Below are 22,237 nucleotides of genomic sequence, written 5' to 3'. Positions count from 1 at the left end.
AAATTACAAACTAAACCTGAATCCTGCATAAGCATCGGCTTGGTGGGTATCAGTGTTGTTAAATACAGCGGTTATCACCGAACCCGAACCAATATAAAACCCCCTGTACCTTAGGCCTAAACCCATAGCAAATCCGGAAATTTCACTGCTGCTAACGGGCATAAAAGCCTCAAAGTTTTGGGTAGCATAGCGGGGCGTAACCGTGAATACATTTTGCACGGATATTTGATTTTGCTTATAATCCTGGTTTAATTTGCGTTGAATATAAGCTCCTAAATACAGGTTACCGTACACCTGGGCATCGGCATATACAGCCAGAGTAGCCGGTGTTTTTACTTTAAAATCAGTATTTTGCTTAACAATTTGGGCAAAACCACTGTTTACTAATTTTTGCTCTATGCTTTCTAAATCATCGTCTCCTGCAAACTGCTGTAAATCGAGGTATTGTCCTTCCGGTACGTTAATAATATAGCTATTGCTTTGGTTATTAGGATCACTATACGTCATACTACCCATATTTCGTAGAGCTATGCCGGCATTAACCTTGTAAAGTTTATCCTCATCGGGTTTCCAGTTGTAGTTTATACCCACATCGGCAGATACCCCTCCCGGTTTCCCAAAATAGTCAACAAAATTAGTATCATTATTAAAATCGTCCTTCAATGCACCCGAATAAGCAAAACTTACATTAGAATAGGCATCAGTAAGCGCAACAGAGTTGTTATGATACGCGAGTGTACCGCTAAAATTACTCGCATTCATACGGGCATTGGTACCGGGCATAAGCAGCTTAACTGTAACTCCACCATTAAGTGTATGGCCGTTTTCGGAATACAATTGCCGTGCTACAGAAAAACCTATTTCCCCCCACGTAATAGCAGACGCTTTTTGGTTATAGTCTACCAACACTGTTGCAGCCGTTTCTACAGATTCAGGCAGAGCACCATTTACTATTGCATTTCCAAGGTCATTATTGATGTTAATAATATTGGCTTTTGTTTTCCCGGAAGTGGTAAGGGCAAACACCCATTTGTCTACCTTCCAGGCCACTGAAGGTCCCAATACTTCGAAATCTGCGCGTACGCTGGCTGGTTTGTTTCCCGAGAAAATGGAATGTTCAAAATCATTACTCGTAATAAGTTCACTAAATCCCATTTTATTATTGGACATATAAGCACTTGCCGAAAGTACATTAAATGAAAATGTTTCTGTAAGATTAGCCAGAGCAGCTGGGTTAACTGTACCGTTTAGTATTCCTGTACGCAGTGATGTACTTATCCCTGCAAAATGTTCCTGAGCGGTCACTGAAAGTGTGCCCAGTAATGCTGATATTACAATAATCTTTTTCATACCGCCAACTTTTACTACTAATTTACGCAGCAAAAAAAACGGAAGATGCTAATGAAAAGTTATTGTTATGCCAATTTAAACAGTGATTTTTAAGAAGATATGCTACACACTTTTCCACAATGCATCATCGGGAACGGGGGCTGTAATTTCCAGCGGAGTTTTGGCTACGGGGTGTATAAGTACCAGCTTACGGGCGTGCAGGCAAATACCTCCATCGGGATTACTACGGTCGGCCCCATATTTTAGGTCTCCTTTTATTGGTGAACCAATAGCTGAAAGTTGTGCCCTAATTTGATGATGACGCCCTGTATGAAGATCGATTTCAAGCGCGGTATAGTTTGTAAGGACTTTTATAATGCGGTAATCCAACGAAGCAAGCTTGCTTCCGGTTACTTCTTTATTATGAGTCTTACTGGTGTTACTCTTTTCGCTTCGGGTAAGATAATGTTTTAAATTAGCCGAATCCTTTTCGGGACGATTCTTTACAAGAGCCCAATATGTTTTCTGGGTTTCCCTGTTTTTAAAAATATCATTAAGCCGGGTAAGCGCCTTACTGGTACGGGCAAAGACCACAATACCTGTAGTAGGCCTGTCTAACCTGTGTACAACACCAAGAAATACCTCACCCGGCTTATTGTATTTTTCCTTAATATATTCCTTTACAACATGGCTAAGCGGTTTATCTCCGGTTTTATCGCCCTGCACAATATCACCTACACGTTTATTAACCACAATAATGTGGTTGTCTTCGTAGAGAACATCGAGATTGTCTTTGGTAGAGAGTATTTTCAAACCGGTAGTTTCAAATAAACAGATTAACAAATAACCGAATTAACAATTAGTATTGTTCTTTCTCGCTTGGAAAATCCTTAGACTTAACATCGGCAGCATACTGGCCAATGGCTTTGGTCATGTCTTCAAAAAGGTTAAGGTACCTACGAAGGAAACGTGGACTGAATTCGTTATTCATACCCAGCATGTCGTGTATTACAAGTACCTGGCCGTCTACTCCCCCACCGGCACCAATGCCTATTACAGGTATGGTAAGGCTTTCGGCAACCCTCTGTGCCAATGCAGCAGGAATTTTTTCCAATACTACCGCAAAACACCCAAGGCGCTCTAAAAGTTGAGCATCTTCAATAAGTTTTTCAGCTTCGGCATCTTCTTTGGCACGTACAGTGTATGAGCCAAATTTATATATAGACTGCGGCGTAAGGCCCAGGTGCCCCATAACAGGAATACCTGCGTGCAGTAGTTTTTTAATCGAGTCTTTAATTTCAGAGCCACCTTCCAGCTTTACGGCATGAGCACCGCTTTCCTTCATAATACGAATAGCCGAACGTAGGGCTTCTTTAGGATCGCTTTGGTATGTACCAAAAGGAAGGTCTACCACTACAAGTGCACGTTCTACTCCACGCACTACAGATGAGGCGTGATATATCATCTGGTCAAGGGTAATAGGCAAGGTAGTTTCATGTCCAGCCATAACATTACTGGCCGAATCACCCACAAGTATAACGTCTACCCCGGCGGTATCCACTATCTTAGCCATAGTATAGTCATAGGCAGTAAGCATGGAAATCTTTTCGCCATTGGCTTTCATTTCTATAAGAGACTTGGTGGTTATCCTTTTATAATCTTTTTTAGCGACTGACATTTTTCTTTAAATTTGGAGTGTAAAAGTAGTAAATTGCGCTAAGAATAAGGCCTTTGTTGCATTTTTATTAATAGCAGTCAGGTCAATTATCCCTATAACGATAACTTATTTAATAAAATTGAAATGAAAAAAGTACTGATACTATTGGCCATGATGAGCCTTCAACTCGTTTCTGCTCAGGAAGCTGAAGCTAAAAAAGCTGTAGAAACCTTTTTTACTGCATTTAATAAAGCTGACGTAACTACTGTAAAATCGGTTTGTGCCGAAAAGATGATCTTACAATCTGTTGAAGTACACACTATTGGCAATAAGTTTACTGAAGAAACAGATACCAAATTTTATGCCTGGCTACAAAGTATGACAGGAAAGGTAAACTTTGAAGAGCGTACTAAAGATTATAAAGTAGTTACCGACGGACACATAGCACACGTTTGGGTTAACTACGAATTTTACGTTGGCGGAGTATTTAGCCACAAGGGTGTAGATTCATTTGAGCTGGTAAAGTTTAAAGACGGTTGGAAGATTGTCTACCTGATTGATACACGCATGCCGTAGGTTTCCTTCCATTTCGAGTGAAGCAAAGCGAAATTGAGACACCGAAGGTTCAACGAAGTTAAATCTCTTAATTGTTTAATTTTGAGATTTCTCGACTCCACTACGTTTCGCTCGAAATGGAAAAACTCTTATATTCAATCACTTATGAAATTACTAGTACGCCACCAATTCCTTTAGAGCAGTTTCAAATCTGGCTTTAGGAAGGTATTGGTCTTCAAGGGCTTTTGTAAAAGGAATAGCACTCTCAAGGCTACCTACACGTTTTACGGGGCCATCAAGGTACTCAAAACAGTTTTCCATGATAAGTGCCGAAATATCTCCGGCTATTCCTCCAAAAAGCGTATCTTCCTGAAGTATAATAGCTTTACCCGTTTTTCTTACTGATGCAAATATAGCCTCAGTATCAAGCGGCTGTAAAGTTCTCAGGTCGATAAGATCGGCTTTTATATCCGGATATTTATCCAGGGCTTCTATAGCCCAATGTACCCCCGCACCAAACGATATCACTGTAACATCATTCCCTTCCCGAAGCAGTGCCACTTTACCAAATGGCAGTGTATAATATTCTTTTGGGACTTCCTGATAAGCACTGCGATACAAGGCTTTATGCTCAAAGAACATTACAGGGTTAGGGTCGTTTATAGCAGTAGCTAACAAGCCTTTGGCATCATAAGGAAATGCCGGATAAACCACCTTAAGTCCTGGTGTTTTTGTAAACCATGCCTCATTCGTCTGGCTGTGAAATGGTCCCGCCTGTACACCTGCCCCGCAAGGCATACGCACCACTACATCGGCGTTTTCCTGCCAACGGTAATGGACTTTTGCCAGATAATTCACAATTGGGTTAAAACCAGTCGAAACAAAATCGGCAAATTGCATTTCCACAACCGATTTATAACCGTTAATAGACAGTCCCATTCCCGCCGACACTACAGCCGATTCGCATATAGGTGTATTTCGTACCCGATCTTTACCAAAACGCTTTACAAAACCCTCAGTTATTTTAAAGGCACCGCCATATTCAGCAATATCCTGCCCCATAATAACCAGGTTGTTGTGGCGCTCCATACTTTGTGCAAGCCCCTGCTGTATGGCATCAATCATACGAATATTTTCCGTATTACCTTGTGGAATTATATCCTCAAAATCATAGGATTTATACACATCTCCCAACTCTTCCTCAATACTGGCTTCTATCGCAGGCTCAGCCGAAGCGCGCTGGTAGTGTTCGTCTATTTCCTGCTTCAGTGCTGCGCGGATAGCATCATCTTCTTCATCGGTTAGTACACCATTATCTTTAAGGTACTTACGGTAATTTTCTACGGGATCTTTAACCGCCCAGGCATCCATAAGTTCCTGTGGCACATATTTAGTACCGCTGGCTTCTTCATGGCCACGCATACGGAACGTTTTGAATTCGAGCAGTACAGGCCTCGGATTTTCGCGTAATGAAGCTACAATATCTGTCAGTTTGGTATATACCTCAAGTATGTTATTCCCATCTATAATATGCGCCTCCATTCCGTAGCCAATACCCTTATCTGCAATGTGTTCGCAACGATATTGCTCATTTGTAGGTGTACTTAGTCCGTAACCGTTGTTCTCTACTATAAACAGTACAGGGAGTTCCCACACCGCGGCTATGTTTAACGCTTCGTGAAAATCGCCCTCGCTGGTAGCGCCTTCACCTGTAAATACAGCAGTTACCTTGCCTCCTCCACGAAGCTTATGTGCCAGGGCTATACCATCGGCAACACCAAGCTGTGGCCCAAGGTGCGATATCATGCCTATTATTTTAAACTCCTGTGTACCAAAGTGAAACGAGCGGTCGCGTCCCTTAGTAAAACCGTTTGCCTTACCCTGCCACTGGCTAAAAAGCCTGTACAGCGGAATATCTCGCCCTGTAAATACTCCAAGGTTACGGTGCATGGGCAGTATGTACTCATCCGGTTGTAATACGGCAGTAACGCCTACTGAAATAGCTTCCTGGCCTATACCACTAAACCATTTTGATACTTTGCCCTGACGGATGAGGATGAGCATTTTCTCCTCAATAAGGCGAGGTTTTAATAATTTCTTATATAAATCAAGTAATTGTTCGTTACCCAACTGTTTTCTGTCGAAATTCATGAGGTTTTTTGAATTATCTTTATTTATTCAAATGTAGTAAAATAACAATATTAGAAATACGTGTTAGGAAAATTTATTTATAAACTATTAAAAAAAGAAGTAGAAGAAAATAAATTACGATTAGCTAATTTTAATCATTAGGCAGTTTTCATTTCAAGATACCTTATCACAAAAAATAATCTTGTAAGGCAAAACTTATTTTATTAATTTTATAACTTCAAACCATCAAAATTCAATCAACCAGTTATGTCATTTTTTAAAAAACTTTTCGGGAGTAAAGAAGAAAAAAATCAAGATCAAGATACTACTCCTTCACTAAGCTTTATAGAGGCTTCAGAAAATCCATGGGGTGTTCGTCTATTAGATATAAGTGCTATAACACAGCACATGGTGTCAACTTCAAATGATAAAAAAATGGCTGAAAATGCTATTTCTTATGGAAGTGAAGATGGATCATCATTCTTTGGGGAACCGACACTTTATGATACAACAATAGAAGTAGATCTTAGTTATCGAACTGATAGGCACCTCTATCCAGGCGTATTGTTTATCCCTAACACCATGGAACATAAATGGGCTATCTATTTTGATGGTATCTATCTTTTTTTGATAAGAAGCTGGACCCGGGAAATATGGATTAAAGCAAAAACAAGACAGGAGCCAAACAGACTTATTGTTGAAACAATAATCGGGGACTTTGGTGGTGACTATTCACCTGAATTCACTAAAGCTATTCTTAACTTTATAATAATAAGCCATGTAACAAACGAAGTAACACCTGCTCCTCTACCTTTAGAAATGGAAACAAGTACAAAAGCCGCAGCTTATTGGGCTTTCTCTATTTATGGAAATATGGCAAACTACGGAGTTTTCAATCATTCTTTTATTCCAGTTAACGAAAAAGCATTACGTAGCCATTCGTTATTTCATATTGACATTGCACGAGAAAATCTTGAAAAAGCCAGGTTACATTTGGCGCATGGTATGGATATAAATGCTCTTGCTGGAGACGGCCTTTCTCCAATTCATTGGTCCTTGGCTTCTATAACGACAGATTCACTTGTGTTTTTACTTGAAAATAATGCCGACCCAAACGTCCGTTCTTCTGAAGGTGCAACACCATTGATGAATGCTGTACAATCCAACAAAACAGAAAAAGTGCGAATTCTTTTAAATGCTGGAGCAAATGTTAATGCCACTGACAATAGAGGATTTACAGCTTTGCATAGAGCTTCTGAAATGAACCTTATAGAAATAGTAGAATTACTTCTGAGTTATGGTGCCGACAAGAATATTGTAGCTATGGGACATACAGCTTTATCTTTAGCTGAAAGCAGAAAATGTAAAGAAATCATTGCACTACTCAATCAATAAAAAAATCTATTTTTATTATTCAGTACATTTTAAGTAGTTTGAAAATCTACATAAACAAAAAACGGCGGGAACACATTCCGCCGTTTTTCTTTTTTAACTATTAATTTAGAAATTCACCTGCGCTTGTAAGCGTAGGGAACTTCCTTTTTGCTTATTATCCTGTTTGGCAAAATCTATATATTCCCTGTTGGATACGCAATATTCTGTAGTAAGTTTAAAATATTTATTTACAATACACTCTATCCCGAAATCTGCCTGGTGCACTGCATAATAACGGGCATCGAGCTCAAATTTCCTGCCTCCGTTATAATACTGGTAACGGGTATAAGGAAAAAACAATAAACTTTTATACGCATACCTGTAGTTAGCCATAACGTAACCACCCTCAAGGCCTTTTGTTACAACCGCCTGTGAGGCTTTATCAAACTGGGGGCCACGGCCTATATTGTATTCCGCCTGTAAACCAAAAGGTTTTGGGTATAGTATAAAGCTGGCTGCCGCACGCTGGTCGGTATAATTTTTATCCGGGGAGCGCTCTACCCCCGAACTAAGCTGGTTATCATACATTACGTACCTGCCCGTATATGCCTGTATACTTGTTTCTATAACCTGGCTCTTTATACTGAAAGGATAGGTAGCCCTTGCAACAACGTGATGGCTGCGGTTCATTTCGGGGCGGTTTGTAGTTTGCCCGTTGTATATACCCAGTGCCAGTATACCGAAATCACCGGAACCTTTATAGTTTTGGTTTAGCAGGTCGGCATACAGTTGTTTGATGCGTGTAGGGGTATAATAGAGGAAAGCCCCCAGGTCACGTTCGCCATTAAGACCGCTATTTATTGCATCACTACGATCGAGGTTAAGGCGTGTACCGCTTGACTGCATGTTTTCAAAACCATAAGGCACTTTACTTTGCCCGAGCCTTACCTTCAATTCGTTTTTAGGATCAAACCCCACATCTACATAAGCATCGCGCACCTGCGTAAAGTTTTGGTTGGCACTTGCAGCGCTACTACTTATAGAAGTGGCAAAATCAGCCTCGAGTTTAAAAAAGATATTGGTATATACCTGTCCCTGAAGTGCTACACGAGCCCTCCTAATAAATACACCACCATTGCCACCCCATGATGCGTCGCACTGTGCACAGGTAAGGTTTTCATTGGTATTTACAAGGTTGTTTTGCCTGAACTGCATATACCCTCGTATCATAAAACGGTCATACCATTTTTTTTCTTCAGTAGCTTTTTTTTCAGGGGTTGCCACGGGAGTGGTTGCGGCTACAGGTTGCTGCTGTGTAGTTGTGTTGTTGTTTTCCTGCGCATAGCTGCTCAGCGCACAGGTAATTAACCCTATGCACAGGTAGTTTTGTAGTTTCATTTCGTTAAGTCGTGTTTCGTGTTTCGGCGGCAAAAGTATTAGGATAAATATTCTTATTGGTTAACTTAATGTTAACAACTTGTGTTCTTAACATTAAATAAACCATATGGAGAATATTTAATAACTATTTAGTAACAGATGAAAATTCACACACGAAATATCAAAATAAATTTTGAATACATAAAAAGTTATCAACAAGCGTGTTAAGGTTGTTGATTAATGAGAATATTATCGTATAATTTCGTGGAAAAATAGCAAACCTTAATTGAAAAAACTAACCTTCATGGCTATAATGGCGCTTTTGCTATATGGCTGTAAAAAAGAGAACCACATAACCCGCTCGTTCTGCTATTGGAAAACCATTGAATATGGCGGAATTAATTATGGTAGTGATGCCGACTCGATAAAGTTACAGCATCTATATATGCGCCTGTTTGACGTAGATTGGAATCCCTATGCCGAAGCTCCACTTCCTGTAGCAACTTCCTGGAGCTTTGCCGACGATAATAACCGAATGGAAATAACCCCAAGTATTTATATAACAAACAAGGTGGTGCTAAACAGCAGCAGGCAACAGCTAATACAGCTTGCGCATAATATTGCAAAACGGGTTGATACCATAGTAACACATACCCGAAAAAAAGCGGCGGAAAAAGTTGTATACAGTTATGATTTGGGTTCATGGGAAGCACGGGATTCCTGCATTGTGGAAGAGGAAAAAATTTTTGACACTCGCATACATGAAATACTAATCGATTGCGACTGGACTCAGAAAAGCCAGGGCAACTATTTCTTTTTGCTGCGGGAAATTAAAAAGGCAATTCCAAAGTACAATATAGCTGCTACCATACGCTTATGGCAGTACCGCGATTATGAGTTGGCCGGGATACCTCCGGTAGACAGGGGATTGCTTATGTGCTACAATATGGGTGATATTAAAAAGCGGGAGACTGAAAACTCCATAGCTACATCAGAAGAGCTGAAGAAATATATAACACACAATGATTATCCGTTAAAGCTGGATGTAGCGTTACCACTGTTCCAATGGGCTGTAGCCTTTAGAGGAAACGAAATCCTGGGAATAATACCCGAAGATGTAGACCTTAACAGTAGCTACCTTAAAAAAACAGATGGAACCCACTATCGTTTTGTTGCCGATGAAGTTATAGGTGAAACCTATTACCGCGAAGGCGATGAAATGCGGGTAGAACAAATTAGTGATGTTGAAGTTAAAAAAATGATAGGCATTGTAAAAGACAATGTTGATTTAGAAAATTCAAGGGTAACGTTTTTTTCGTGGGATGATAAAATTATAGAAAGCTATGGCACTAAAACAATTTCCGGTTATTACGCGCTTTTTGTCCGTTAGCCTTGCGCTCCTTATTACTTTAGAATCCGTTGCTTGTCCTTGGGGCGATGATGAGGAAACGCTTAGGCTTGCTGTATTTAAATCGGTTACGCCTGCTATGGAAAAATTCAGCCCGTTCTTCTATTCTGAGCATTATTTAAATGAATACGAAATTAAAGACATCCAAGACCGCAAACGCAACTGCTCCGAATGGAATGAGCGCCTCGGAGGTACAGTAAATGAAGATGATATTTACGAAATACAATACCGTACCAAGCCCGAAAATTTCCAAGCGGCGTATGTAGAAGGTACATTAAAACAAACCTTTACCGGTAATAGCTTTATTAAAGCCCTGTTAAAGCCCCGAAACAAACCGTTGCTGGAGTATTTTGCCTTTGCCAAAGAAATGGAGTACGAGGGTAATCCGCAGGATTCCAGATGGGAAAGCTGGGATGATACAGAACCGACAAGTTATTGGGAAAGACCACAAGATACAACAGGTATGGACCTTAAAAAGTTATTACCCATAGAAAAACGCCTGAGTGAGTGCAAAGATTCTTTCTTGCAGCAGCGCTATGCCTTTATGCTCATCCGTTACGGCAACAGTGAAAATGTGAAAAAGCTATATGAGAGGTATTTTGCCGACGAGCACGTAAAAAGTGTTGCTAAGGGCTGGGCTTTACTTTTTTATGCCTACATGACCGAAGATAAAGCGGAACAAAACTACTGGCTGAGCAAATGTTTTGATTTGTGCAACGAAAAAGTTATTGCTGTAGCCCAATATTACAACCGCGATGTACAACAACAAACCCTGAAGCTTGCAAAAAACGACCACGAACGGTCGGTAATAACCACCCTGTATGCTATGCGTAATCCGGGGCCTGTTTTTGAACAGATTAAGGAAGTAAACCGTTTAGATCCCGGTAGTGGTTATGTAAACCTCTTAATATCAAGGGAAGTAAATAAGTTTGAAGATTGGCTCTTCGCGGTACAAATGGAAGGAAACTCGCCTGATGTATATACTGATATGTGGGATGAGCAGGATACGTATACCGAAATCCGTAAAAAAAATTACCGTAAAGACATGGCATATCTGCACCGTTTTAGGGAATATCTTATTAATGTGTATGGTAAAACCCCTACGGGTGGAAACCACGACTATTTAGCGTCGGCTATAGCCCATTTAAGCTTTATGGCCGATTTTACAACCGATGGCTACAAGTACGCCTCGGCCATATCAGTAAATGCCCCTGAAGCGGTTTTGGCACAAAAATATATAGAGCTGGCACTCATTGCTCTCAAGCAAAAAGATATTACTAAAGACGCTACAAAACAAGAGTTGTATGTTGCTCTTAATGCGTTGGATAAGCTATCCGCTAATGATGAAAAATACTTAAAAAGCCTGTACACTTTACTACGCCTTATGGCGGCGGCATATAACAAAAAAGGCGATATGGCTACCGCTTCATTGTTGTTTAACTCCGGTCAAGCGTATAAAGGTTCATCAGACTGGTATGAATATCCTTCAAAAGACCGGTATGGATACAGCCATGTAGCCTATTTAGACCAATACGCCACCTTAAAGGATGTAAATAATCTTATTAGCCTTATAGATAAAAAGGATAAATCCCCTTTTGAAAATTTTATTTGCAGGGGCAATATTGCAGATAGGGCGTGCTACCTGAACTTTAAGGGTACATTAGCCTACAGGGAAGGCAAGCTTGAGGAATCTTATGAAGCTTTTGCGCAGGTGCCCGATTCGGCGGCATACAAAATGTTGCCGTATGGCTATGAACCCGGTGCCGATTCTATAAACCCTTTCTATCCACGCGTGTTGAATTACGCCATAAATACTGAAGATTTAGGGCATGGATTTACAAAAAAAGGCTTTGTAAAGGAAATGCTGCGCCTTAAAGCAAAAACCGATGCCGATAGTTACCTCAAACTTGGGCATGCCTATTATAATACAGGTTACCTGGGTAGTGCCTGGTTTATGTGCGCATATTATCAGGGTAATGAGTACTGGCAGGTAGACTACGGCAGCCTTGCAAAGGATAAACTAAAGTACGGTAACGGCAATTATGCAAACCTTACTACTGCAAGTAACTATTACCTTAAAGCCTATAAAGCTGCCAAAAATAACGAACAGCGTGCGCTGGCAGCCCTGATGCTGCACGTGTGTGAGCGTAGTTTTGACTATACCAGTGACTTTAGCTGGTTGGATAAGAAAATATATAAATCTAACAATTGGGTGCAGCAGTTTTATGGCGAATATTCTAAAACCAAAGTGTTTAATCGTTACAACTGCCCGGAACTGGAATTGTATTTAAAGTAAACTTGACATACACTTTATATTTTTAATACATTTGCCGTAACAACACAAAGCTGACTATGTTTACAGAGGCACAAACACTACAAGGCATTACCTTAGAGCAATATTTCTCTAAATTCAGGGAGAATATTATTGGCGTAGGCCAAAAATTTACCTCTCCTTATGGGGAGCAGCATATGGTATATACCGACTGGACTGCCAGCGGACGCCTATACCGCCCTATTGAGGAAAAGATGATGAACGATTTTGGTCCGTTTGTTGCCAATACGCATACCGAAACTACTGTGAGTGGTACTGCCATGACCAATGCCTACCATGAAGCACGCCATATTATTAAGCACCATGTAAACGCGGGCTCCGATGATGTACTGATTACCGATGGTACCGGTATGACGGGTGTGGTAAATAAATTCCAACGTATCTTGGGGCTTAAAGTTCCTGAAAACCTAAGGCCTCACACCACTATTCCTGATGAAAAAAGGCCGGTGGTATTTGTTACCCACATGGAGCACCATAGCAATCAAACTTCGTGGCTGGAAACCATTGCAAAAGTGGTAGTAATTCCGGCTTGTTCTGAGGGATTGGTATGCCTGGATAGCTTTAAACAATTACTTGAAGAACACAAGGGTTATACCCTTAAAATAGTGTCTGTTACGGGATGTAGTAACGTTACGGGAATTAAAACCCCGTACTACGAAATTGCAAAACTGGTACATGCATACAATGGTGTGTGTTTTGTCGACTTTGCCTGTAGCGCTCCGTATGTAAATATAGACATGCATCCGGAAAAAGATCCTGAGGCGTACCTTGACGCGATATTCTTTTCTCCTCATAAATTTTTAGGAGGTCCCGGTACGGCAGGTGTGTTGGTATTCAACAAAAAATTATACAAAAATATGGTACCCGATCATCCCGGAGGTGGTACTGTAAGTTGGACAAACCCTTGGGGCGAACACAAATACCTGGATAACATTGAAGAGCGCGAAGACGGTGGTACACCGGGCTTCCTTCAGGTAATAAAAACGGCGCTAGCTGTAAAGCTTAAAGAGCAGATGGGTGTAGAAAACATCCTGAAGCGTGAGAAGGAAATCACTGATTATATTTTTGCTTCTTTAGGCGAAGTTAATAATCTTAATATACTGGCGCCCCAACACCAAAACAGGCTGGGTGTAATATCGTTCTATATAAACGACTTACATTATAACCTTGGCGTAAAACTACTGAACGACCGTTTCGGGATACAAACCCGCGGCGGATGCAGTTGTGCCGGTACCTACGGGCATTTTCTGCTGCACGTGGACCAGGAGCAAAGTAATTATCTTACCGATAAGATTACAGCCGGAGACCTTATACAAAAACCGGGATGGATTCGTATGTCCATACACCCTACAACTACTGATTCTGAAATACAATATGTCTGCGAAAGCATTAAGTCAATGGCAGAAAACTTTGAAGAGTGGGCTACAGACTATAACTACATAAAAGGCACAAACGAATTCGTTCACAAAAACGAACCCCACACTACAGATGCACTTTTAAAAGAGTGGTTTACACTTTAATAATGTAATAATTTCTCAATGTATCAATGTAGCAATTTCAGGATAGGCGAATTGTTACATTGTTACATTAAAGCAATTGATAAATTAATTCCTTCTGTGTTTAAAGCGTTTGTGTGTCCAGAGGTAGTAAGCAGGTTCTTTTAGTATCTGTTCTTCCAGCATTCGCATAAAACCATCGGTAATATCGTAGTTTGGTATCTTTTTCAGATCGCCTTCTATTTTAACAAAAGTACACTGGTAATAGCCACGCTTTATTTTTTCTACTTTGGCATATGCCATATTAAGCCCCAGTTTTTTAGAAAGCATTTCGCCTCCTATTTGTATCGGTACTTCCATACCAAAAAAATTACCCCAGTGAACTGCAGACTTTTTTAAGGGAGACTGATCGGTAATAAAACCGTAAAAACCTTTTTGCCCCTCACGGTTGTTTTGACGCATATTCGGAATAACCTCCTTCACACTTAAAAGCTCGGCATTAAAGCGGCTACGCATCTTTTTTACAAGGTGGTCAAAATATTTGTTTTTTATAGGCTTATAGATACCGTATCCTTTGTACCCCTCAAGGCGGGTATGCATTACCAGTAACCATTCGTAACTGGCATAATGCCCTATAAGTAATGAAACACTTTTACCCTCCCTCTCTAGTTCTTCAATTACATCAAAGTTAGTAAACACAAAACGTTCGTTTATTTCCTTATCGGTAATACTCAGGGTTTTAATCATTTCCAGGAAATTATCGCAAAAGTGATGATAAAAACGTTTTTCTAAAACGTGCATTTCCTGGGGTGTAAGGTGTGGCAGAGCCAACCTGAAATTTTTACGTACCGTTTTTTTTCGGTAACCAATAACGTAGTAAACAAGCACATACACCATATCTGAAAGTAGGTACAGTACCGGGAAAGGCAGTATAGAAATAAACCAGATAACGGGATATGCCAGTATATAGGCAAGTCGTTGCATTAGGGTAATAAATATTTAATGCAAAGATAATACTTTATGTAATCCTCAAATAAAAAGGCAGGATTTCCACTTTTACGTTATAGTTGTAAAATCTTAATGATTATCTATATATCATTACATTAACATTGACTTTCATTAACCGCTGCTTCTCTACAGTGTTTGAAGCGTTTATGCGTCCATAAATAATAAGCAGGCTCTTTAATTATCTGCTGTTCCAGCATGTGCATAAAGTTATCGGTTACCTCAAAGTTAGGTACTTTCGATACGTCACCTTCCACTCTTAAAAAAGTACACTGATAATAACCGCGTTTCACTTTTTCTATTTTTGAGAAGGCAATATTGAGTCCCATTTTTTTAGAAAGCATTTCGCCGCCAACCTGTACCGGCACTTCCTGCCCAAAAAACTTACCCCAGTGTATAGCAGAGCCCAGCATAGGGCTTTGGTCTGTAACGAAGCCATAAAAACCGTGCTTGCCTTCACGAAGGTTTTTTCTCATTGTAGGTATAACATCTTTTACACCTATAAGTTCAGAATTTAGTTTTCCCCTTATTCTCCTCACCAATCGGTCAAAGTAGATATTTTTCATGGGTTTGTAAATACCAAAACCTTTGTGTGTTGTTAGGTGCTGGCTCATGCCCAAGATCCACTCATAATTAGCATAATGCCCCGTAAGCAGTGCAGCACTTTTGCCTTCACTTTCCATTTGGTGTAACGCCTCCGGATTAGTAACCACAAAGCGTTCGGCTACTTCCTTTTGGCTCATATTAAGTGTTTTTACCATTTCAAGGAAGCTGTCGCAAAAATGATGGTAAAATTTCTTTTCAGTTTTATGTAGTTCCTCTTTGGTTAAATGCGGTAATGCCCGGCGCATATTGGCACGAACAACTTTCTTTCTGTATCCTATAATATGGTACACTAATACATAGATGCAGTCAGATAAAATGTACAGCAATGGGAATGGAAGTATAGATATACCCCATATTATCGGATAGGCAACTATGTAAGAAAGTCTTTGCATTTAACATTATTTTTCGCAAATATATCTTTTATTTTTAAATATCGTAAAAAAGGAACAACCACTATAACATATATATAATAAAAGATGTAAGAGGATTTTCACATAACATATAACAAAGCAACTATTGGTTTATTGTGGGAGCATATTAATTTGCGATAATAGGATTGTTAATAACTTCGCTTCCTGCATCCAGAAAAATATCCTTAGCTTTGCTTTTACAAGGCTTTACGCCTTATAAAGTTATTAACAATAAACGATTATTATGCAAAACATCCCTAGTGTGGATCTGCGTGATTTCCTTTCGGGTAACCCGGAACGCAAGCAAAAATTTGTAAATGAAATCGGTAAGGCCTATGAAGAAATAGGTTTTGTGGCACTTAAAGGACATTTTCTTGATGACAAGCTGGTAGACAGCCTGTACGGAGAGGTTAGAAATTTCTTTAACCTGCCGCTTGAAGTTAAGCAACAATATGAAATACCGGGCATAGGTGGCCAGCGTGGCTACGTATCGTTTGGTAAAGAACATGCTAAAGGCCGCAAAGAAGGCGACCTTAAAGAGTTTTGGCATTTTGGGCAATACCTGCCTGAAGGCTCTAAGTATGCTGAAGAGTACCCTGAAAACGTAGATGTTAAAGAACTGCCTGAGTTTAATACCGTAGGTAAAGAAGCTTATCAAATGCTTGAAAAAACTGGTATTTATGTACTACGCGCATTGGCACTATATCTTGGGTTAGACGAATTTTACTTTGACAAGTATGTAGCTGAGGGTAATAGTATACTGCGCCCTATCCACTACCCTCCCATTACCCATGAACCTGATAATGCTGTACGTGCAGCGGCCCATGGCGACATTAACCTTATAACCCTGCTTATGGGTGCCCAAGGTAAAGGACTACAGGTACAAAACCACGATGGCGAATGGATTGACGCCATAGCAGAGCCGGATGAACTTGTAATAAACGTAGGCGATATGCTAAGCCGCCACACTAACAATAAGCTAAAATCGACAATTCACCAAGTGGTAAACCCACCACGTGAACTGTGGGGTACATCACGCTATTCTATCCCATTCTTTATGCACCCGGTAAGCGAAATGAAACTGGATTGCCTTGAAAATTGTATAGACAGTGAAAATCCTAAGCTTTATGATGATATTACTGCAGGTGAATTTTTATATGAAAGGCTTGTGGATTTAGGTTTGATTAAAAAATAATCTATTTGAACGCGGATGGAGCGGATTTTCAAACACGGATTTTTGTAAGTCGATTAAAGAACACTCACAATTGAATGGAATTACTTCATAAAGAACTCACAGGACAAATATTAAAAGTTTTTATTCAGTTTATAATGAGCTAGGATATGGATTTCTCGAAAGAGTTTACCAAAATGCTTTGTTCTTAGAGTTAAAGAATCAAGGATTTAAAGTTGAATCTCAAAAGAGAATCAAAGTCTTTTACAAAGAATATGATGTAGGTGATTATATTGCTGATATAATGGTGAATGATACAGTTATATTAGAATTAAAAGCTTGTGAATTCCTAACAGAAGAGTTCGAATATCAGTTATTAAATTATTTGCGATGCACTGACTGCGAGGTTGGCCTTTTGCTTAACTTTGGCAAGAAACCTGAATTTATCAGGAAAGTATATGAAAATAATAAACTTTAAATCCGTGTAATCAGCGTTTGAAAATCTGTTTCATCCGCGTTCTATTAATAATTATGGCAAAGAAACTAAATAGTCTCGATGACCTTGGCGGCTTTGTATTTTCCACCAATAAGGACTTTGAGTTTGATAATAACGAAGAAACCCAGGAAACCCCTGCCCCTAACCAGCAAAAACTGGAAGCACATCTTGATAAAAAAAACCGCGGCGGTAAAGTAGCTACGGTTATTAAAGGATTTATGGGTAATGAAGAAGACCTTAAAACACTGGCCAAACAGCTAAAAACGCTTTGTGGCGTAGGAGGCTCTGCTAAAGACGGGGAAATAATAATACAAGGGAATTTCCGTGATAAGATAATGGATTTCCTTATTAAGGAAGGTTATAAAGTAAAACGCGTAGGCGGATAATCTCTTTAATCCTTATCAAAAAGAAAACAGAAAGCATTTGCTTAGTGCAAATGCTTTCTTTATTTTAGTAACATTATAGATTACTTTTTAATGGAAATTAAACAATCAGAACTGATACTGAACCCCGACGGCAGCGTATATCACCTGAACCTGAAGCCGGAAAACATAGCACACGATATTATTTTTGTGGGCGACCAGGACAGGGTTGCCAAAATTACTGCGCATTTTGACAGTATTGAGTTTTCTACCCAAAAGAGGGAATTCAAAACCCAGACGGGCATTTATAAAGGCAAACGCCTTACCGTGCTGTCTACCGGTATAGGCCCGGACAATATAGATATTGTACTAAACGAGCTTGATGCACTGGTAAACATCGACCTGGAAACAAGGTTGCCTAAAGAAAAGCTAACCTCATTAAACATCATTCGTGTAGGCACTTCAGGTTCCCTGCATGCCGATATACCTGTAGATAGTATTGTAATGTCTGCTTACGGACTGGGGCTTGATAATATGCTTCGCTCTTATAATGTAGAGCAAGTTACAGATTATGCTACCGAAGAAGCGTTTATACACCACACACTTTGGGACATCCGTAAAGGGAAACCTTACGTTGTAAAAGGCAGCGAGAAACTACAGGAACTTATTTATACCCCAGACATTCATAAAGGTATTACAGCTACGGCAGGGGGATTCTACGGGCCACAGGGACGTGTACTGCGCCTTAGCATACAAGACCCGGAACTGAATGGTAAAATGGACACCTTCAACTTTAACGGTAACCGCATTACAAACCTTGAAATGGAAACCGCTGCCATATACGGCTTGTCGGCACTTTTAGGGCATAACGCGCTTTCCATGAATGCCATTATAGCCAACAGGGCTACAGGTACCTTTAGTGCTGATCCTTACGCAGCAGTAAACAATCTTATTAATTACGTGCTGGATAAACTGGCGGTGTAACCCCGTCGGTCATTGCGAGGAGGCACGACGAAGCAATCTATAATTAGATTGCCGCGCTCCACTGCGTTTCGCTCGCAATGACGGAACGGTTATTCCCCTAATATATTCTTACCATTAGCATATTCTGTAGGCCTTACACCCAGTAGTTTATAAAATGTATTGCTAAATGTAGGCAGGCTGTTGTACCCCACCGCCAGGGCTATTTCGCTTACGGGGAGCTGTTTTTCTGTAAGTAGCTCTATGGCACGTAGCATACGGCTTATAGTAAAAAAACGTATAAACGACATCCCAAGGTCTTTTATAAACAACCTGTGCAGTGTTCGGGTACTAAACCCAAATCTGGCTGAAATATCGGCAAACAACAGGTTCTTCTCCAGGTTTTTGTTGATGTATTCCACTACTTTAGCAAGTCGTTTATCTTTTGCCATGGGCAATGATAATGGCAGGTTTTCGGTAGCTGTATCGGCGAGTAATATTTTTAAAGCAAGGGCAATAGTAAAATTCTTAGAGCCTTTTTGCAGGTTACCGTTCCACTTTTTGGTATACAGCAGCAGGTTCAGTATCAGGTCATTTACCGGATAAATCCCTTCCTGCGCATAAAACGCCGGCTCCTTGGATTCCACCGGAAAATACAGGTTGCGCATCATTACATTTTCGCTGCTGGGGTGTATGCTGTGGTGTACTCCTGCGGGTATCCACATAAAATGGCGTGCCGGTAAAAAATAGGTATGCCCCTCGGTACGCACATACACTACCCCGCCCTCAGTATACAAAAACTGCGACTTTTCATGGTAATGTTCCGGTATAAGCAATTCTCCCATTAAGTCGTGGTGACAGTAAATGCTTTTCTCTTCGGTATCTACATCGGTTAAATAATATTTTGTGCCCACGCTGTTGTCTTTTTTGAATAATTGTTTGGCGAAAACAAATAATCAGCCAGTTAAACGTTTTCGTAATATTGTAATAGAAAGTTAACACCTTTATAACAATACGCCTTACAAAGGTAGTTGTTATTTAGTTTTTAGTAAAAATCTTAATGAATTTACTATGGATTTTAGCAGAATAAAATTTCAGGATTACCTAAAAAAAATAATTTCAGCCGATGCAGCCGCTTCACTTTTTGAAGACCACATGACAGTAGGCAGCAGCGGTTTCACAAAGGCCGGCGACAGTAAGGCCGTACTACCCGCATTTGCTAAACGAGCAGCCGATGAACAAATAGGCATAACCCTTATTACAGGAGCATCTTTAGGACATACTACCGATACCGATTTGGCCGAAGCCAATGCGCTTTATAAAAGGATGCCGTTTCAGGTAGATGCATCATTGCGCAAAAAAATCAATAGCGGAGAGGTGCTTTTTATAGACCAACACCTTAGCGAAACCGCAGAGCTACTAAATAACGGCCATTTATCAGAACTTGATTTTGCTGTAATTGAAGCTTTGGGAGTAGATGAAAACGGGAACATTATACCTACGACATCTATAGGCAACTCGGCCACATTTGCAAAACTGGCAAAAAAAATCATCATTGAAATAAATACAGCCATTCCGCTTTCATTTGAAGGAATACACGATGTGATTATACCCGATGCATATCCGCACAGGAACGTATTTAATGTAACCGCGCCCGAAACCAGGATAGGCATAACCCACATACCTGTAGATCCGGCAAAGGTGGTAGGCATAGTATTTACAGAATTAGCCGATAGCCCTGCTTCAACCGCGGAGCCAGATGAAAAAACCATAGCCATAGCCGAACACCTTATTAAATTCTTTGAAAATGAAGTAGCTTCAGGTAGGCTTACCCCTTCTCTGCTGCCACTGCAGGCGGGTATAGGTAAGGTGGCCAATGCCGTAATGATGGGCTTTGAAAAAGGTAACTTTGAACATCTTACCATGTTCAGCGAAGTACTGCAAGACAGTACCTTTCAGCTTATGGACAGCGGAAAAATGGATTTTGCTTCGGCTTCATCCATCACGGTTTCTAAACCTATGTACGACCACCTGTTAGAAAATTTCGAACAATACAAAGACAAGATAGTCCTTCGCCCCCAAAATATAAGCAATGCCGCAGAAATAATACGAAGGCTGGGAGTTATTGCCATAAATACAGCCATAGAGTTTGATATTTATGGCAATGTAAACTCCACCCACCTTTCAGGCACCCGTATGATGAACGGCATAGGCGGTTCAGGAGATTTTGCCCGGAATGCTTACCTGAGTGTATTTGTAACCCAGTCGGCGTCAAAAGACGGCAACAGCATAAGCCACGTGGTTCCTATGGTATCCCATGTAGACCATTGTGAACACGATGTAGACATTCTGGTTACAGAACAGGGGCTTGCCGACCTTCGTGGCCTTGCACCGCGAGAGCGTGCTAAGGTGGTAATAGAAAACTGTGTACACCCTGATTATAAAGAGGCATTACAGGATTATTATGAAAGAGCCTGTCTGCGTGGCGGCCACACACCACATATACTAGAAGAAGCTTTTTCATGGCACATAAGCCTGCAAAAAAACGGCACCATGAAACAGCTATGCACCGCTTGATATAATTACTACATAATTTTTTGCGTTTATTTGTTTTAGTCCCTATTCCGGCTTCGGTTTAGGGATTTTTTATGGTATTAATTTAGCTGAAGGTAGTAAATTTGTCAGGAAACCTTTTAGCATTTACTAATGACAACACTTACAATAGCCGGGGTACCCGAGCACTTTAACTTGCCTTGGCACCTCTGCATAGAAAACGGCGAATTTGAACAACAAGGCATCGACCTGCAATGGACCGATATACCTGAAGGTACCGGCAAGCTGTGCCAAATGCTGCGCAACGGTGAAACCGACATTGCCGTAATACTTACCGAAGGTATTGTAAAAGACATTGTAGCAGGTAATCCCAGCAAAATAGTACAGATATATGTGCAGTCGCCATTAATCTGGGGCATACACGTTGCTGCAAATTCTCCTTACCAAACCACAGACGACCTTGAAAACAAGATTGTAGCCATAAGCCGTTATGGCTCGGGTTCGCACCTTATGGCCTATGTACAGGCTCAGGAGGAAAAATGGAACACCGCCAACCTACGTTTTGAGGTGGTAAATACCCTGGACGGAGCCGTGGAAGCCCTTACCGAAGGCCGTGCTGATTACTTTATGTGGGAGCGTTTTATGACCAAGCCGATTGTAGATAAAGGCATCTTCCGCCGTGTGGGCGACTGCCCTACACCATGGCCGAGTTTTGTAATTGCGGTGCGAAATGAAGTACTTGAAATCAAAGGCAAGGCTGTTGCCAAAGTACTTGAGATAATAAATAATACCACGCTTGATTTCAAACAGATACCAAGTATTGATAAAACGTTGGCAGAACGTTACGGGCAGAAAGTTGACGACATTAACGAATGGCTAAAATTAACCCGTTGGTCGCAAACGAAACCAGACAAAATTACGTTTGACAAAATACAGGAACAATTATTGCAACTGGGCATTACCGATAAACAAATACCTTTTGAAAACCTGGCGCCGTAAACGGCACTACAATGGTT

General features: G+C 40.5%; 19 protein-coding genes. 11 read left to right on the top strand and 8 right to left on the bottom strand.

All coding sequences use genetic code 11. From position 1 onward, the window contains the following. Positions 1–3 precede the first annotated feature (3 nt). The 3 genes from ACLI1A_RS16110 to panB form a co-directional block, all read right to left on the bottom strand. Complete coding sequence (locus ACLI1A_RS16110; RefSeq protein WP_411409707.1) at positions 4–1,350, bottom strand: hypothetical protein; 1,347 nt, start codon at positions 1,348–1,350, stop codon at positions 4–6. Between the two features lie 102 nt (positions 1,351–1,452). Then, complete coding sequence (locus ACLI1A_RS16105) at positions 1,453–2,142, bottom strand: RluA family pseudouridine synthase (RefSeq protein ID WP_411409706.1); 690 nt, start codon at positions 2,140–2,142, stop codon at positions 1,453–1,455. A gap of 46 nt (positions 2,143–2,188) precedes the next feature. After that, complete coding sequence (gene panB / locus ACLI1A_RS16100; RefSeq protein WP_411409705.1) at positions 2,189–3,007, bottom strand: 3-methyl-2-oxobutanoate hydroxymethyltransferase; 819 nt, start codon at positions 3,005–3,007, stop codon at positions 2,189–2,191. A gap of 123 nt (positions 3,008–3,130) precedes the next feature. On the opposite strand from panB, the gene ACLI1A_RS16095 reads away from it, so the two are divergent. Then, positions 3,131–3,562: a nuclear transport factor 2 family protein gene (locus tag ACLI1A_RS16095; RefSeq protein WP_411409704.1), complete on the top strand. Its 432-nt coding sequence runs from the start codon at positions 3,131–3,133 to the stop codon at positions 3,560–3,562. 153 nt (positions 3,563–3,715) lie between these two features. Here ACLI1A_RS16095 and ACLI1A_RS16090 read toward each other — a convergent pair whose 3' ends face one another. Next, the gene (locus tag ACLI1A_RS16090) at positions 3,716–5,692 is read right to left on the bottom strand and encodes a thiamine pyrophosphate-dependent enzyme (protein ID WP_411409703.1); all 1,977 of its coding nucleotides are present in this window, start codon (positions 5,690–5,692) and stop codon (positions 3,716–3,718) included. A 246-nt stretch (positions 5,693–5,938) separates the two neighbouring features. Here ACLI1A_RS16090 and ACLI1A_RS16085 point away from each other — a divergent pair, with 246 nt between their 5' ends. Further along, complete coding sequence (locus ACLI1A_RS16085; RefSeq protein ID WP_411409702.1) at positions 5,939–7,066, top strand: ankyrin repeat domain-containing protein; 1,128 nt, start codon at positions 5,939–5,941, stop codon at positions 7,064–7,066. 105 nt (positions 7,067–7,171) lie between these two features. On the opposite strand, the gene ACLI1A_RS16080 is transcribed toward ACLI1A_RS16085, so the two are convergent. Then, positions 7,172–8,443, bottom strand: coding sequence for a porin (locus tag ACLI1A_RS16080; protein WP_411409701.1), 1,272 nt, complete (start codon positions 8,441–8,443; stop codon positions 7,172–7,174). Positions 8,444–8,708: 265 nt separating this feature from the next. Here ACLI1A_RS16080 and ACLI1A_RS16075 point away from each other — a divergent pair, with 265 nt between their 5' ends. Genes ACLI1A_RS16075 through ACLI1A_RS16065 form a run of 3 tightly spaced genes read left to right on the top strand, consistent with a single transcriptional unit; the run spans position 8,709 to position 13,682 of the window. Further along, positions 8,709–9,812 carry a hypothetical protein gene (locus ACLI1A_RS16075; protein WP_411409700.1) on the top strand — a complete coding sequence of 368 codons (1,104 nt, stop codon included), beginning with the start codon at positions 8,709–8,711 and terminating at the stop codon, positions 9,810–9,812. Next, a complete protein-coding gene (locus ACLI1A_RS16070) occupies positions 9,766–12,126 on the top strand; it encodes a hypothetical protein (RefSeq protein ID WP_411409699.1) in 2,361 nt (786 codons plus the stop codon). Before ACLI1A_RS16075 ends, ACLI1A_RS16070 begins: the two co-directional genes overlap by 47 nt. Before the next feature lie 56 nt (positions 12,127–12,182). Further along, positions 12,183–13,682 carry an aminotransferase class V-fold PLP-dependent enzyme gene (locus tag ACLI1A_RS16065; RefSeq protein WP_411409698.1) on the top strand — a complete coding sequence of 500 codons (1,500 nt, stop codon included), beginning with the start codon at positions 12,183–12,185 and terminating at the stop codon, positions 13,680–13,682. Between the two features lie 84 nt (positions 13,683–13,766). Here ACLI1A_RS16065 and ACLI1A_RS16060 read toward each other — a convergent pair whose 3' ends face one another. Both ACLI1A_RS16060 and ACLI1A_RS16055 read right to left on the bottom strand, forming a co-directional pair. After that, positions 13,767–14,642 (bottom strand): lysophospholipid acyltransferase family protein, encoded by an 876-nt coding sequence (locus ACLI1A_RS16060; protein WP_411409697.1) that lies wholly within the window; start codon positions 14,640–14,642, stop codon positions 13,767–13,769. Between the two features lie 119 nt (positions 14,643–14,761). Next, the gene (locus ACLI1A_RS16055; RefSeq protein WP_411409696.1) at positions 14,762–15,661 is read right to left on the bottom strand and encodes a lysophospholipid acyltransferase family protein; all 900 of its coding nucleotides are present in this window, start codon (positions 15,659–15,661) and stop codon (positions 14,762–14,764) included. A 262-nt stretch (positions 15,662–15,923) separates the two neighbouring features. Between ACLI1A_RS16055 and ACLI1A_RS16050 the strand changes: the two genes are divergently transcribed. From ACLI1A_RS16050 to ACLI1A_RS16035, 4 genes are all read left to right on the top strand, one after another. Then, complete coding sequence (locus ACLI1A_RS16050; protein WP_411409695.1) at positions 15,924–16,874, top strand: isopenicillin N synthase family dioxygenase; 951 nt, start codon at positions 15,924–15,926, stop codon at positions 16,872–16,874. Positions 16,875–16,983: 109 nt separating this feature from the next. Next, positions 16,984–17,328 (top strand): GxxExxY protein, encoded by a 345-nt coding sequence (locus ACLI1A_RS16045; protein ID WP_411409791.1) that lies wholly within the window; start codon positions 16,984–16,986, stop codon positions 17,326–17,328. Between the two features lie 53 nt (positions 17,329–17,381). Next, entirely contained in the window at positions 17,382–17,732 is a 351-nt protein-coding gene (locus tag ACLI1A_RS16040; protein WP_411409694.1) for a translation initiation factor, read from the top strand. A 90-nt stretch (positions 17,733–17,822) separates the two neighbouring features. Beyond that, the gene (locus ACLI1A_RS16035; protein WP_411409693.1) at positions 17,823–18,692 is read left to right on the top strand and encodes a nucleoside phosphorylase; all 870 of its coding nucleotides are present in this window, start codon (positions 17,823–17,825) and stop codon (positions 18,690–18,692) included. An 89-nt stretch (positions 18,693–18,781) separates the two neighbouring features. On the opposite strand, the gene ACLI1A_RS16030 is transcribed toward ACLI1A_RS16035, so the two are convergent. Next, positions 18,782–19,582: a helix-turn-helix domain-containing protein gene (locus tag ACLI1A_RS16030; protein WP_411409692.1), complete on the bottom strand. Its 801-nt coding sequence runs from the start codon at positions 19,580–19,582 to the stop codon at positions 18,782–18,784. 157 nt (positions 19,583–19,739) lie between these two features. On the opposite strand from ACLI1A_RS16030, the gene ACLI1A_RS16025 reads away from it, so the two are divergent. Together ACLI1A_RS16025 and ACLI1A_RS16020 are read left to right on the top strand one after the other, a co-directional pair. Beyond that, positions 19,740–21,245 carry a succinate CoA transferase gene (locus ACLI1A_RS16025; RefSeq protein WP_411409691.1) on the top strand — a complete coding sequence of 502 codons (1,506 nt, stop codon included), beginning with the start codon at positions 19,740–19,742 and terminating at the stop codon, positions 21,243–21,245. 129 nt (positions 21,246–21,374) lie between these two features. Next, positions 21,375–22,220, top strand: coding sequence for a substrate-binding domain-containing protein (locus ACLI1A_RS16020; RefSeq protein WP_411409690.1), 846 nt, complete (start codon positions 21,375–21,377; stop codon positions 22,218–22,220). The last annotated feature ends 17 nt before the right edge of the window (positions 22,221–22,237 follow it).

Origin of the sequence: Flavobacterium sp. RHBU_3, assembly GCF_046613565.1 — a bacterium.
In the GTDB taxonomy this organism is placed as follows: domain Bacteria; phylum Bacteroidota; class Bacteroidia; order Flavobacteriales; family Flavobacteriaceae; genus Flavobacterium.
This window is presented reverse-complemented; position numbering and strand designations above follow the sequence as displayed.